Annotated in this window: 11 protein-coding genes; 3 read left to right on the forward strand and 8 right to left on the reverse strand. The window is 57.7% G+C overall.

Annotated elements, in window-relative coordinates; genetic code table 11:
- Positions 1–33 precede the first annotated feature (33 nt).
- Genes MSNKSG1_RS07760 through MSNKSG1_RS07770 form a run of 3 tightly spaced genes read right to left on the reverse strand, consistent with a single transcriptional unit; the run spans position 34 to position 3,226 of the window.
- Positions 34–1,242, reverse strand: a complete 1,209-nt coding sequence (locus MSNKSG1_RS07760) for an ABC transporter permease (protein WP_008938698.1) — start codon at positions 1,240–1,242, stop codon at positions 34–36.
- Entirely contained in the window at positions 1,239–1,979 is a 741-nt protein-coding gene (locus MSNKSG1_RS07765; protein ID WP_008938699.1) for an ABC transporter ATP-binding protein, read from the reverse strand. Before MSNKSG1_RS07765 ends, MSNKSG1_RS07760 begins: the two co-directional genes overlap by 4 nt.
- Positions 1,976–3,226, reverse strand: a complete 1,251-nt coding sequence (locus MSNKSG1_RS07770; RefSeq protein WP_008938700.1) for an efflux RND transporter periplasmic adaptor subunit — start codon at positions 3,224–3,226, stop codon at positions 1,976–1,978. The genes MSNKSG1_RS07765 and MSNKSG1_RS07770 overlap by 4 nt, the downstream gene beginning before the upstream one ends.
- A gap of 141 nt (positions 3,227–3,367) precedes the next feature.
- On the opposite strand from MSNKSG1_RS07770, the gene MSNKSG1_RS07775 reads away from it, so the two are divergent.
- Positions 3,368–4,225 carry an ion transporter gene (locus MSNKSG1_RS07775; RefSeq protein WP_008938701.1) on the forward strand — a complete coding sequence of 286 codons (858 nt, stop codon included), beginning with the start codon at positions 3,368–3,370 and terminating at the stop codon, positions 4,223–4,225.
- Positions 4,226–4,240: 15 nt separating this feature from the next.
- On the opposite strand, the gene MSNKSG1_RS07780 is transcribed toward MSNKSG1_RS07775, so the two are convergent.
- The gene (locus tag MSNKSG1_RS07780; protein WP_008938702.1) at positions 4,241–5,509 is read right to left on the reverse strand and encodes an MFS transporter; all 1,269 of its coding nucleotides are present in this window, start codon (positions 5,507–5,509) and stop codon (positions 4,241–4,243) included.
- A 162-nt stretch (positions 5,510–5,671) separates the two neighbouring features.
- The gene (locus MSNKSG1_RS07785; protein ID WP_008938703.1) at positions 5,672–6,442 is read right to left on the reverse strand and encodes a ferredoxin--NADP reductase; all 771 of its coding nucleotides are present in this window, start codon (positions 6,440–6,442) and stop codon (positions 5,672–5,674) included.
- A gap of 139 nt (positions 6,443–6,581) precedes the next feature.
- Here MSNKSG1_RS07785 and MSNKSG1_RS07790 point away from each other — a divergent pair, with 139 nt between their 5' ends.
- On the forward strand, positions 6,582–7,463 hold the full coding sequence (locus MSNKSG1_RS07790) for a LysR substrate-binding domain-containing protein (protein ID WP_008938704.1): 882 nt from the start codon (positions 6,582–6,584) through the stop codon (positions 7,461–7,463).
- 12 nt (positions 7,464–7,475) lie between these two features.
- Here the strand turns inward: MSNKSG1_RS07790 and miaE are convergent, their stop codons facing one another.
- Positions 7,476–8,090: a tRNA-(ms[2]io[6]A)-hydroxylase gene (gene miaE, locus MSNKSG1_RS07795; protein ID WP_008938705.1), complete on the reverse strand. Its 615-nt coding sequence runs from the start codon at positions 8,088–8,090 to the stop codon at positions 7,476–7,478.
- Positions 8,091–8,348: 258 nt separating this feature from the next.
- Here miaE and acnB point away from each other — a divergent pair, with 258 nt between their 5' ends.
- Entirely contained in the window at positions 8,349–10,943 is a 2,595-nt protein-coding gene (acnB, locus tag MSNKSG1_RS07800; RefSeq protein ID WP_008938706.1) for a bifunctional aconitate hydratase 2/2-methylisocitrate dehydratase, read from the forward strand.
- Positions 10,944–11,147: 204 nt separating this feature from the next.
- Here acnB and putP read toward each other — a convergent pair whose 3' ends face one another.
- Positions 11,148–12,638 (reverse strand): sodium/proline symporter PutP, encoded by a 1,491-nt coding sequence (gene putP / locus MSNKSG1_RS07805; RefSeq protein ID WP_008938707.1) that lies wholly within the window; start codon positions 12,636–12,638, stop codon positions 11,148–11,150.
- A 297-nt stretch (positions 12,639–12,935) separates the two neighbouring features.
- Entirely contained in the window at positions 12,936–13,715 is a 780-nt protein-coding gene (locus tag MSNKSG1_RS07810; protein ID WP_008938708.1) for a helix-turn-helix domain-containing protein, read from the reverse strand.
- Positions 13,716–13,734: the final 19 nt, after the last annotated feature.

Genomic DNA, 13,734 nt, shown 5'->3' on the forward strand with positions numbered 1-13,734 from the left:
GCGCCAGACTATACACGCAAACCCGCCCTGAATTCACTCATGGCGAAGCGCATCTATCGGGTTCAGCCTGGCGGCCTTTCTTGCAGGGAAGAATCCGAACACCACGCCGATGGCTACCGAGAACGAAAAACCCACCACCATGATCAGGGGTGATAACACGAACGGCATGTCCAGCTTCCAGGTAAGCAGCCAGGTCCCCCCAACCCCCAGCAACAGGCCAATGATCCCGCCCAGTGTCGACAGCACAATGGACTCCACGAGAAACTGGTTCAGCACATCCCGGGCGCGTGCCCCGATTGCCAGCCGTATACCGATTTCCCGTGTACGCTCGGTCACCGAAACCAGCATGATGTTCATGATACCGATCCCGCCAACAAGAAGACTGACAGCGGCAATCGCCCCCAGAAGAACCGTGAGTGTATTGGTGGTGCTTTCCAGCGCCTCGGCAATTTCCTGAGTGTCCCGTACGTAGAAATCGTCCACACCGCCACTATCGACTCGCCTGCGCTGCCGTAGCAGGGACTCGATCTGGGACTGGACCCTCTTGGTCGTGCCATCCACCAGGGCAGACACATAAATGACACTGACATCCAGTTTGCCAACCAGCCGCCGCTGGACGGACTTGATTGGCATCAGAATTGTCTTGTCCCGGTCCTGGCCCATGGATTCCCCCTTTTCGGAGAGAACGCCAATGACCCGGCATGCGGTTCGACCGACGCGGATGGTCGCTCCCAGAGGCTCCTGGCCCAGGAACATTTCATCCACCAGAGTCTTGCCGATAATGCACACGGAAGCGCCCGACGATAATTCACCGGGCTCGAACACGCGGCCGTAATCCAGGGGATGGTTACGGACTGACAGATACTCATTTCTGGTTCCAATAACCGGGATCGTGTCATTGGCATTGCCCACCACCACCCTGGCGGTGGTGGCCAGAGCCGGAGCGACTTCGATGCCATCCACTTCCCGGCGAATCGCCTCCACATCGGACAGGTCGAAGTTCTCGGCACTGGTTCGCACCGCTCCCGGCCCTCGCATGGAGGTCCCCGGCATCACGAAAAGCAGATTGGAGCCGATGCTGGCGATTCGCTCGGTAACGCTGCGGGTGGCCGACTGGCCCAGGTGCACCATGGCAACCACACTGGCCACACCAATGATGATGCCAAGAGTGGTGAGAAACGATCGGAGTTTATTTCTGGCAATAGCCTGGGCCGAGAGCGACAGAACGTCCAGCACCCTCATGCCAGAACCTCCGAAGGCGTTCCGTCCCGGACCAGTTTACCGTCGGTGAACAGAAGCACTCGATCGGCGTAGCGGGCGATGTCCGGTTCGTGGGTGACCATAATAATGGTGACGTCACGTTCCCGCCGGATATCTGTCAACTGAGTCATGACTTCCCGAGCCATTACTGTATCCAGATTACCCGTCGGTTCGTCCGCCAGCAGCACCGGCGGTTCCGTCACCAACGCGCGGGCGATGGCGACCCGTTGCTGCTGTCCGCCAGACAACTCGGCAGATGTTGCCGATTGTCGATCCGCCAATCCTACGGCCGACAGGGCACTCACTGCCCGGCGATGTCTGAGTGCGGGACGAACCCCTTCATAGACCAGGGGCAACTCGACATTGGACAAGGCACTCGTCCGTGGCAGCAGGTTGTAACTCTGGAAGACAAATCCCATGAAATGGCGACGCACGAGCGCGCGTTCATCACGGCCCAGTGTGCCAACGTCTACCCCGCTGAAGGCGTACTTTCCGGCAGAGGGGCTATCCAGACAGCCAATAATGTTCATGCAGGTCGATTTTCCGGAACCGGAGGGACCCATGATCGCCACGAATTCGCCCGCGCGAATCGCCAGGCTGACACCGTCCAGAGCCCGCACCTCGGTCGCGCCGCTGCCATAGATCTTGTAGACATCGTCCAGTTCCACAATGGTCGCAGGCACATCCAACGCGGGAGCCACGCCGTGTTCACCGTTCATCGCTCTGACGCCTGCTTTACACCGACAATGACCTCGTCGCCCGCGGACAGGTCGTCGCCGGTCAGCTCCGTGTAGAGTCCATCCGTGGCACCGGTACTGACCACCTTGCGCTCAGGCTTTCCATCCTCCAGAACCCACACGGTATTCGAGGGGCCTGACCGACCGTTGCCGGCACCTCCGGCCGGATGCCGGAAGAGTCCACCGGTATCGCCCGACTGCGACGGAGGCGTAAAGCGGAACGCCGCGTTGGGCAACCGCAGGACATTTTCGCGTCGCCCGGTTTCAATAGTCGCCGTTGCGGTCATACCCGGCTTCAACAGTCCGTCACTGTTATCCACCGACAGCACCGTCGTATAGGTCACCACGTTATTCTCAATATTCGGATACAGGTACACCTTCAGGACCCTGGCCTGGAACTGCCGTCCTGACCAGGCGTCGACGGTAAAGGTCGCCGACTGCCCCGCTTCGACAAGCCCGACATCCGCTTCATCCATCGACACGTGCAGTTCCATCTGGCTCAGGTCTTCCGCCAACAGAAACAACACCGGCGTCTGAAAGCTGGCCGCCACGGTACTGCCCGGTTCAATGCTGCGCTGAAGAACAACGCCGTCGATGGGAGACCGGATCACGGCTTTTTCCAGTCGTGTACGGGCCTGCAACACGGAGGCCTGCGCCTGCCTGACCGAGGCACGGGCATAGGCAACCTTTGCTTCTGAGCGTTGCCGCACTGCCGCAGCAGCATCCACGTCAGCCTGGGCGGCGTTGCCACGGTCCCATAATTCATTGGTCCGTCGCTCACCCGCCAGGGCTTCCTTGAGTGTCGCTTCTGCTTCGGCAAGCGAAGCCCTCGCCAACGCCAGTTGTGCCTCCGCCTGATCGAGCGCCACATTCAATTCATCGGTATCAAACAACGCCAGTGTCTGGCCCTTACTGACCTGATCGTTGTCCGACACCAGCACCTGGGTTATCCGGCCGGAAATCTCCGCACCCACGGAAACCTCGCTCTTGGGTTCCAGACTGCCGGTGGCGGTCGCCGTCAGAACCATGTCTCCCTGATCAATGGCGCGGGTCTGCCAGACGGGCACCGCTTCCGCCGGCCACAACAGGAAGAGCAACACCGCCACAATCGCCGGGATCGCCAGCACCGCTATCAGTTTTCCTGTCCTGTTGCGGCTATGCTCGGACCGGAGGATCCGGTTTACGTCCGACGCCATTTCCTGCTGTGTTGATTGCGGCGAGTCTTTCATATTCCAGGTTCCAGCATTAGATAAGCCTTTTGAGTGCCAGACGCGAATTGCGTACAACAGTCTGTTGACGGAGCATAAGCCCGCTCTCTAAAGTCTAGGTCAGAATAAGCATCTCGCTGCCAAGCTGGAGACCCCTTTCTGATGCCATCCATGAAACCAGCGAAAGTCGGATTTAGAACCCGGTTATTCCAGCTGATCTTCGAATCCGACACGCCAGCCGCCAAGGCATTTGATATTGGTCTGGTGATCCTGATCTTTGTGAGCGTCGGCATCGTGATGCTGAACAGCATTGCCGAATACCATCAAAAATACGGCACCTACTTTTTTGACATCGAGTGGTTTATCACCGTCATTTTTACCATTGAGTTGGCTCTGAGGATCTATTGCCTCGACAAGCCCCTGCTTTACCTGAGGAGCTTCTATGGCGTCATCGATGTGTTATCGGTATTGCCGACCTGGCTGGTTTTGCTGTTCCCCGGCGCGCATACGCTGATTGTCGTGCGCCTGTTGCGAGCGCTGCGACTGTTCCGTGTGCTGGATATGATGACCATCGAGGGGGAAAAGCGCCTGTTGCTCGACGCCCTGCTCCGGAGCCGCCACCAGATCATGCTGTTCCTGTTCACGGTACTGATGCTGGTGACCATCTTCTCCTCCATCCTGTACCTGATTGAACCCGCCGAAGCCGGGTTCTCAAGTATTCCGACCGCCATGTATTGGGGGATCGTCACGATGACCACGGTGGGCTACGGTGACATCACCCCGATCACACCCCTCGGGCAATTTATCTCTGTCGCCATCATGCTGACTGGTTACTCCATCATCGCCCTGCCAGTCGGGGTCTTTTCCGCCGAGGTCATCCGGGCCCTGCGTGCAGAGCGGTATTCAGACGAAGCCTGCCCAGGCTGTGGCCGCCATCACCATGAACGGGATGCCCGTTACTGCAAGTTCTGTGGCACCTGGCTGGATGAAGAAACGACCGACCCACGCGCCAGAGAGTAGCGCAGATCATGGGTCTTAACGCAGCACTTCCCGACTGCGATCCGGAATGAACAACAACGCCACGAAAGCAATGACTGCCATCACTACGAGATAGAGGGCGGGCGCGGTTGAAACACCCGTGACATCAATCAGCCAGGTTGAAATCATGGGGGTTGTGCCTCCGATGACCCCCAACCCGAGGTTATAGGCCACCGAGTAACCTGAGAGCCGGTCCCTGGCCGGAAAGAGCTCAACAAACATTGCGGGGGCGGAGCCCAACGGAACCGCGATAAAGGTAATCAGCAGCAACTGCACAACGACCGCTGCGAGGATGCTGTCACTGACAAGCCAGAGATACAGCGGCCAACCTGTAATCGCCAGACACAGCATCGCACCGGCTATGAAATGGGTCCGACGAATCAGGTGGTCCCCGAGCCAGCCGGAGACAGGAATCAGCACCAACAATATCGCAGTGGCCAGGGTATTGATTTGCAAGGCCAGATGCAGAGGCATGCCCGTTTCAGAATGCAGCCATTCCGGGAGGTAGACGATCGGCAGATAGAACAGAACGCCGTAGGCCGATGCAAAGATGACCGCCAGCAGCGTTTCCCGACGGTTCGTGGTAAAGGCTTCCAGGAGTGGGGACGTATTACATCGCTCATCGTGGTGCCGCTGAAAGTGCTCCGAGCGAGGCAGATGGCGGCGCAGCATGATTGAGATCAGCCCGATGACACCCCCAAACAGGAAAGGCAGACGCCAGCCCCAGTCGTGGACCGATCCGCTGTCCATCCAGCTGGTCACCAAAGCCGCCATGGCGGCACCCAGCAGCATTCCGAAGATACTGCCGGTATTTGCCCAGCTACCGGCCATGCCGCGCCTTTTGTCAGGCGCCGTTTCAACCAGGTAGGTCACGGAACTGCTGAATTCCCCCCCAACCGACAGCCCCTGAACCATCCGGATAATCACCAGAAGCACCGGCGCCAGCAAGCCGGCCTGATGGTAGGTCGGAAGGCAACCGAGCAGGAACGTGGGTAACACCATCATGGTGACGGAGATCAGCATGGTCCTGCTTCGGCCGATGGTGTCTCCCAGCCAGCCAAAAACACCGGACCCCAGAGGACGCATGATGAAACCGGCCGCGAACACACCGTAGGTCGCAATCAGGGAAGCCACCGAGTCCTCACCGGGAAAGAACAACGCTGCCAGGATACCGGCCATGTAACCGTAGACAGCGAAATCGTACCACTCCACGACATTGCCAATAAAACCGGCCAGGATCATGGTCTTCCGCTTGCCAATGGTCATTCACGCCTCCCCTGAAGAGATTACTGATCGATTGTTACCACGCTCATTAGAACCATCTTGCGGCATAGAGGCCATTCAGCACATTGATCTGTATAAAGTCACCATAAAAAAACCCGCGGCGACAGACCGCGGGTTTTCAGAGGGTATAAACAGGAAACCTGATTACTGCTCCACAAATGCCCTTTCGATGACATAGTGTCCCATATCTCCGCCACGGGCCTCCCGGAAACCCATCTTGTCCAGAATGGCGCACGTGTCCTTCAACATGCTCGGGCTGCCACAGATCATGAAGCGGTCCTCATCCGGGTTGAAATCCGGAAGCCCAAGATCACGGGTGATCTTGCCCGATTCCATGGCGTCGGTCAGGCGACCCTCGTTGCGGAACGGTTCCCGGGTAACGGTCGGGTAGTACAACAGCTTGCCCTTCACCATCTCACCAAAGAATTCGTTCTCAGGCAGTTCCTCGATCTCCTGCTGGTAAGCCAGTTCAGAGATGTATCGCACACCATGGGTCAGGATCACCCTGTCGAACGCCTCGTAAACTTCCGGGTCCTTGATGATGCTCATGAACGGTGCCAGTCCTGTGCCGGTGCTGATCAGCCAGAGGTTCCTGCCCGGAAGGAGGTTGTCCAGAACCAGCGTGCCCGTCGGCTTTTTGCTCAACAAAATCTCGTCACCCGGCTTAATCTGCTGCAGGCGGGATGTCAGCGGACCATCGGGCACCTTGATCGAGAAGAACTCCAGCTCTTCTTCATAGTTGGCACTGGCAATGCTGTAAGCGCGCATCAGCGGCTTGCCATCGGTCTCAAGCCCGATCATCACAAAGTGGCCGTTCTTGAACCGGAAGCCGGGATCCCGGCTGGTCTTGAAACTGAACAGGGTGTCGTTCCAGTGGTGGACACTGGTGACGGTTTCTTTCATCAGGTTGCTCATGTAAACCCCTTACCTGCTCTGATACGAAAAGATTAAGCCTAAAATTGAATTGCCTAAATTCTACCCCACCACTAACCTATCGATGAAATGGGATATTCTCATAACCTTATTCGGGCCAATCGATTTATAGCGATTCATTATGAAATTCAGTTTCCGCCAACTCGAAGTATTCCTCGCCGCTGCCCATTTTCAGAACATCACCCGGGCCGCCGAATCCCTTGCCATGTCCCAGTCGGCCGCCAGTAGCGCCCTCAAGGAGCTGGAGAACCAGTTCGATATCCAGCTTTTCGACCGGGTCGGCAAGCGCCTGCAACTCAACGAGCTGGGGAGACTGTACCGGCCGAAAGTCGAATCCGTTCTGGCTCAGGCGAGCGAACTGGAACAGGCCTTCAGCAAACATACCGAGATCGGGGCCCTCAAGGTCGGCGCGACATTAACCATAGGAAACTATCTGGCCGTTGGCGTCATGGCCCAATACATGAATACCCCTACTCACCCCCGGGTGTCTCTGGAAGTGGCCAATACCAGTACCATCGCCCGGCGGGTAAAGGATTTTGAGCTGGACATCGGGTTGATCGAGGGCGAACTCCAGTCTCCGGAGCTGGAGGTCATTCCCTGGCGGGACGATAAGCTGATCGTGTTCTGCGCACCGGATCACCCTCTCGCCCAAAAGGGCACGCTGACCGACGATGACCTCCGCGACGCCACCTGGATCATGCGGGAACCCGGTTCCGGCACCCGCCAGAGCTTCGAGCGCGGCATGCACGGTTTGCTTCCCGACCTTAACGTGCTCCTGGAACTGGAGCATACCGAAGCCATCAAGCGAGCCGTCGAGGCCAACCTCGGCATCGGCTGCCTGTCACAGGTCGTCCTGGTGGATGCCTTCAAACGCGGGAGCCTGGTCCCCCTCTCGGTGCCGTCACACCGTCACTTCGACCGGCACTTCTACTTCATCCTGCACAAACAGAAATACCGGAGTGCCGGCATTGATGCGTGGATCGAGTTGTGTCGGGCACTGTAAGGCCCGCCGCGGCTACCCCGCGGGGATAACCGGCCCGCTGTGGAAACGGAACTCGGTGTCGGGTGTCTCGATCAGTTCCTTTTCGAGCGCCAGAAACACGTCAACACGCTCGTCTACCGGCCCGCCATTGGCCTGCACCGCCAGTTTTAGATAATCCTGATAGTGCCGGGCCTCGGACTTGAGCAGGCTGTTGTAGAAATCCGCCAGTTTCTCGTCCAGATGTGGAGCCAGTGCGGCAAATCGCTCACAGGACCGGGCTTCGATGATCGCGCCGACGATCAACACGTCCACCAGTCTGCCCGGATCCTCGCTGCGAACCGCCTGCCGCAGCCCCGCTGCGTATCGGGCCGGAGAAAGATGGGTATACGCAATGTCCCGCTTTCCCATGATTGCCAATACCTGCTCGAAATGCCGAAGTTCCTCGCGCGCAAGGCGGGACATCCTGTTCAGCAGATCCACGTTATCGACATACCGGTACATCAGGCTCAACGCCGTCGAGGCGGCCTTTTTCTCGCAGTGGGCATGATCGATCAACAGGACATCCTGGCTGGCCAGGGCATTGTCGATCCACTCCGGCGGCGTACGGCAGGGAAGGAAATCGTGAATCTCTTTCAGGGCGTCATTCATGGCAATACACGGGCTGAATTGTGAAAAGGCGGGAGTATAGCGTAGCTAACAGATTTCTCCGACCACTGTCCAACTTAACTTTATAAGGGCTTTCCTATAGAATGCAGCGCCAGTTTAGGGAGTCTCTGAATAAACCCTGATTACCCCGCCCCACGCTTTCAGGCGTTATTCAGAGGCTCCCGTGGCCTTTTCGCCATAAAACTCCCGCCAGGCATGATGCCATCCAGCGGGACATTCCAACTGATGAGGGTCCATATCGTGTTAGAAGCCTATCGTGAACACGTTGCCGAACGTGAAGCCCTGGGTATTCCGCCCAAGCCCCTGAACGCCGAGCAGACTGCAGCCCTGGTTGAGCTGCTGAAGAACCCGCCGGCGGGTGAAGAGGAAACCCTGGTTTACCTTCTCGAGAACCGCATTCCGCCGGGCGTGGACGAAGCCGCCTACGTCAAGGCTGCGTTCCTGACTGCCATCGTCAAGGGCGAGGCCAGCTCTCCCCTGCTCGACAAGCAAAAAGCGGCTGAACTCCTGGGCATGATGCAGGGCGGTTATAACATCGCGACTCTGGTTGAGCTGCTGGACGATTCCGACCTGGCCGAGCTGGCCGGTGAGCAGCTCAAGAAAACCCTGCTGATGTTCGATGCCTTCAACGACGTCAAGGAAAAGATGGACGCGGGCAATGCCGTGGCCAAATCCGTGGTGGAATCCTGGGCCAACGCCGAGTGGTTCACCAACAAGAAGAAGGTACCGGAGAGCACCAAGATGGTGGTGTTCAAGGTCACTGGCGAAACCAACACCGACGACCTGTCTCCGGCCCCGGATGCCTGGTCCCGTCCGGACATCCCGCTGCACGCCCGCGCCGCTTACAAGATGGAGCGCGATGGCCTGAAACCGGAAGAGCCGGGTGTGACCGGCCCCATGAGCCAGATCGACGAAATCAAGTCCAAGGGCCTGCCCGTTGCCTTCGTGGGTGACGTAGTCGGTACCGGTTCTTCCCGGAAATCCGCCACCAACTCCGTACTGTGGTTCTTTGGCGAAGACATCCCCGGCGTACCGAACAAGCGCGCCGGCGGTGTCTGTATCGGTAACAAGGTTGCCCCGATCTTCTTCAACACCATGGAAGATGCCGGCGCCCTGGTCTTCGAGGCACCGGTCGACGACATGAACATGGGCGACGTCATCGAGATCCGCCCGTACGAAGGCAAGATCCTGAACGAAGCCGGCGAAACCATCTCCGAGTTCAAGTTCAAATCCGACGTCATCCTGGACGAAGTTCAGGCCGGCGGCCGTATTCCGCTGATCATCGGCCGTGGCCTGACTGCCAAGGCGCGTGCCGCTCTGGGCATGGGCCCCACTGACCTGTTCCGCCTGCCGAAAGATCCGGAAGCCGGTACCAAGGGCTTTACTCTGGCCCAGAAGATGGTCGGCAAGGCCTGTGGCCTGGAAGAAGGCAAAGGCGTTCGCCCGAACACCTACTGCGAGCCGCACATGACCACCGTGGGCTCCCAGGACACCACTGGTCCGATGACCCGTGACGAACTCAAAGATCTGGCGTGTCTGGGCTTCCAGGCGGACCTGGTGATGCAGTCCTTCTGTCATACCGCGGCTTATCCGAAGCCGGTTGACGTTGAAATGCAGCACACCATGCCGGACTTCATCCAGACTCGTGGCGGTGTTGCCCTGCGCCCGGGCGACGGCATCATCCACTCCTGGCTGAACCGCATGCTGCTGCCGGACACCGTCGGTACCGGTGGTGATTCTCACACCCGCTTCCCGATGGGCATCTCCTTCCCGGCTGGCTCCGGCCTCGTGGCCTTCGCCGCCGCTACCGGTGTTATGCCGCTGGACATGCCGGAATCGGTTCTGGTCCGCTTCAAGGGCGAGATGCAGCCGGGCATCACCCTGCGTGATCTGGTACACGCCATCCCGCTCTACGGCATCAAGCAAGGCATGCTGACCGTTGAGAAGAAAGGCAAGATCAACGAGTTCTCCGGTCGCATTCTGGAGATCGAGGGTCTGGAGCACCTGACTGTTGAGCAGGCATTCGAGCTGTCTGATGCTTCTGCCGAGCGCTCGGCTGCCGGTTGTACCATCAACCTGTCTGAAGAGTCCGTGGCCGAGTACCTGCGCTCCAACATCACCATGCTGCGCTGGATGATTGCCGAAGGTTATGGCGATCCGCGTACCCTGGAGCGTCGTGCCAAGCAGATGGAAGAGTGGCTGGCCGATCCGAAGCTGATGCGTGCGGACAAAGACGCCGAGTACGCACACGTGATCGAGATTGATCTGGCTGAGATCAAAGAGCCGATCGTCTGCTGCCCGAACGATCCGGATGATGCCCGTACACTGTCAGAAGTGGCCGGCGACAAAGTGGACGAAGTATTCATCGGTTCCTGCATGACCAATATCGGTCACTTCCGTGCCGCAGGTAAACTGCTGGCGCAGAACAAGGAACCCCTGAAGACCCGTCTGTGGATGTCCCCTCCCACCAAGATGGACCAGGCTCAGCTGATGGAAGAAGGTTACTTCAACATCTACGGCACCGCCGGTGTGCGCACCGAGATGCCGGGCTGCTCCCTGTGCATGGGCAACCAGGCTCGCGTAGCTGCCAAGAGCACCGTGCTGTCCACCTCCACCCGTAACTTCCCGAACCGCCTGGGCGATGGTGCCAACGTGTACCTGACCTCTGCGGAACTCGCTGCGGTTGGTGCGGTTCTGGGCAAACTCCCCTCCGCCGAGGAGTACATGGAGTACGCCAAGGACCTGAACAGCATGTCGAAAGAGATCTACAAGTATCTCAACTTCGACCAGATGGAGAACTACACCAAGAAGGCATCCGAGGCCTCTGTCGCCTGAGATAGCCCTCTTCGGTAAGCTCTGAAAACGCCAGCCCCCGGGCTGGCGTTTTTTTGTGCCCTTGTCAGAGTTGGTGGCGGATATCCAGACCCCAGAAACAACAAACCCCCGCCAGAATGACGGGGGTTTGTTGTATCACGGGATGCTGCCCCGCTGGAGGGCAACCCCAGGCCACTTAGGGCGCAAGACGCGCCCGGTGGCTATTTACCGATGGATATGCTGATACTCACCGGCATCCGCTGTTGCCTTGGACACAACAAAGATTGCAATCCAGGAAACAATGAATCCGGGAATGATCTCGTAGACACCTGGGCCTCCCATGAACTCTCCGTTCCAGCCCAGTGAAATCCATACGATGACGGTAACCGCACCGGCAACCATCCCAGCGATCGCCCCGGCACCATTGGTACGCGGCCACATCAGAGACAGGATAATCAGCGGACCGAAGGCGGCACCGAAACCGGCCCACGCGTTACTGACCAGCCCGAGAACCTGTGAGGTGGGATCTGATGCAATAACGGCCGCAACAAGCCCGACCAGAACAACCGAAATACGGCCGATCGTCACACATTCACGATCTGACGCTTCTTTGCGCAGGAACAGACGATAGAAGTCCTCGGTCAGAGAGGATGAGGACACCAGCAGCTGGCTGGAGATCGTACTCATCACCGCCGCCAGCAGTGCCGCATACAGGAAGCCGGTGATCAGCGGATGGAACAGCAGATCAGACAGAATAATGAAAATGGTCTCGGGGTCGGCCACGTCGAGTCCGTTACGTGCAGCATAGGCACGGCCGAAGATACCCAGCGAGATTGCACCAATCAGTGAAATCCCCATCCAGGACATACCGATGTTACGGGCGATGGGTACATCTTTCAGCGAACGGATTGCCATGAAGCGCACAATGATATGCGGCTGGCCAAAATACCCGAGCCCCCAGGTCACGGCCGATAGCCAACCGACAAACGTGAGCCCATCGGTCCAGGACAGCAACGTTGGATCAATCTGGTTGAGAGTCTGTGACGCCTGCGCATAACCGCCGCCACCTTCGCCGAACAACACCACCAGCGGGATGATCACCAGCGCCAGCATCATGATGCAGCCCTGGACAAAATCCGTCATGCTCACGGCCAGGAAACCACCAACAACCGTGTAGGCCAGAACAACGCCAAGCGTTATGACAACACCCACCGAGTAGTCGCTAAGCCCGCCAAAATTGAAAATCCCGGAAAAGGCACTCTCGAACAGCTTACCGCCGGCAACCAGGCCAGAGGCTGTGTAAACGGCAAAGAAAATAACGATAACAACGGCAGAGACGGTTCTCAGAGCCACGGCCCGCGTTGGGAACCGGTTCGCCAGGAAAGACGGAATGGTGATCGCATTGCCGTAATGAACCGTTTGTTCCCGAAGCCGCGGAGCGACAAGGACCCAGTTGAAGAAGGCGCCGACAAACAACCCGATACCAATCCAGGCAGAAGCGAGACCAGACACATAAAGCGCCCCTGGAAGACCCAGCAGCAACCAGCCACTCATATCCGACGCGCCGGCCGAAAGTGCCGCTACTTTCGGACTCAGGGCTCGTCCACCCAACATGTAATCTTCAGAAGACGAAGTCGATCGCCGCATTGCGAAAATGCCAATGGCAATCATGAGCAAAAAGTAGGCAATAAGACTAATCCAAACACCAATAGCCATAAGGCTCCTCCGGTTTAATGAGTCGGATTACATCCGCTCTTGAAGTGCAGATCCGGTTCCCAGCCAGTGTCCTGCACTATTTTTCTTGTTTACCCGAATTCCATCCTGATTGGAGCAAAGCGCCGTTCGCTCTTAACTGACTATAGTTGACTAGCCAATGATTGCGACACGAACTTTGAGCAAGAGCTCTCTACGGGCCCCCAACTGATATAAATTAGTATTAATACGGAGTTCAGACTTACAGAATCCTACGATTCTTTTGCAGAATCCTACGACACCACTCGCTGAACACGACATTCAGTCAACACAGGCACCCGATTGCAGCCTGGAGGGTGTCGTGCCGTTGTGTTTGCGCAACGCATTGGTCAGCGCACTCTGGGAGGAAAAACCGGTTCGGTAACTGATTTCAGCTATGGATAGTGCGGTAGACGTGAGCAGTTGCGTTGCCTTGTCAAGCCGGGTTTTCAGCAAAAACTGATGGGGGGTTATCCCGGTACCCTCCCGAAATACCTCATGGAAGCGGCTGACACTCAGACAGGCCTCGCGTGCCATATCTTCAACCGTGATTTTTCGATGCAGGTTCCGGAGAATATAACGTCGCACAAGGTCAGGATTCACGCTGTAGCGGGCCGGGAGTCGGGCTCTCCGATCCGCCATACGATCAGCCATGCAGTGCAGGATGCTGGCAGCCAGATGCCGCCTCATAGCGTCATTCTCCGGAGACCGACCGAATTCTCCAGCCGCAAACTGGACCAGCCCCTGGAGGCGACTATCCATATCCAGGGTCCTCGTTTTTTCAAACAAGGGCGCAAGACGGTCATAATCGGCATGGGCCGGGCTGTTGAGCGCAGGAATGTAAGGGTCAAGATTGATGACCATGACGTGGTTCTGGTTGTCGCCACAGTAATCGTGAGGCGCCTCTGTGGGCACCAGGCACGCCTTCCAGGTATCCAGGTGGGAACCGTTGCCATCGACACTGAGCTCCGCTTCGCCCTGGACGCCTACCACAATCTGGTGGTGTTCATGACGGTGTTGGTGCGATGCAATGGGCAATTTCTGTAAGCGTGCATCCAGCATGGAGACAGTGGTTCTTAAC

The organism is Marinobacter santoriniensis NKSG1, from assembly GCF_000347775.1.
GTDB lineage: Bacteria > Pseudomonadota > Gammaproteobacteria > Pseudomonadales > Oleiphilaceae > Marinobacter > Marinobacter santoriniensis.

Coding starts and splice junctions, on each gene's coding strand:
- MSNKSG1_RS07765 (WP_008938699.1), bottom strand. CDS start 1,979: ATGAACGGTGAACACGGCGTGGCTCCCGCGTTGGATGTGCCTGCGACC.
- miaE (WP_008938705.1), bottom strand. CDS start 8,090: ATGAATGACGCCCTGAAAGAGATTCACGATTTCCTTCCCTGCCGTACG.
- MSNKSG1_RS07780 (WP_008938702.1), bottom strand. CDS start 5,509: ATGACCATTGGCAAGCGGAAGACCATGATCCTGGCCGGTTTTATTGGC.
- putP (WP_008938707.1), bottom strand. CDS start 12,638: ATGGCTATTGGTGTTTGGATTAGTCTTATTGCCTACTTTTTGCTCATG.
- MSNKSG1_RS07810 (WP_008938708.1), bottom strand. CDS start 13,715: ATGCTGGATGCACGCTTACAGAAATTGCCCATTGCATCGCACCAACAC.
- MSNKSG1_RS07790 (WP_008938704.1), top strand. CDS start 6,582: ATGAAATTCAGTTTCCGCCAACTCGAAGTATTCCTCGCCGCTGCCCAT.
- MSNKSG1_RS07770 (WP_008938700.1), bottom strand. CDS start 3,226: ATGAAAGACTCGCCGCAATCAACACAGCAGGAAATGGCGTCGGACGTA.
- MSNKSG1_RS07760 (WP_008938698.1), bottom strand. CDS start 1,242: ATGAGGGTGCTGGACGTTCTGTCGCTCTCGGCCCAGGCTATTGCCAGA.
- MSNKSG1_RS07785 (WP_008938703.1), bottom strand. CDS start 6,442: ATGAGCAACCTGATGAAAGAAACCGTCACCAGTGTCCACCACTGGAAC.
- MSNKSG1_RS07775 (WP_008938701.1), top strand. CDS start 3,368: ATGCCATCCATGAAACCAGCGAAAGTCGGATTTAGAACCCGGTTATTC.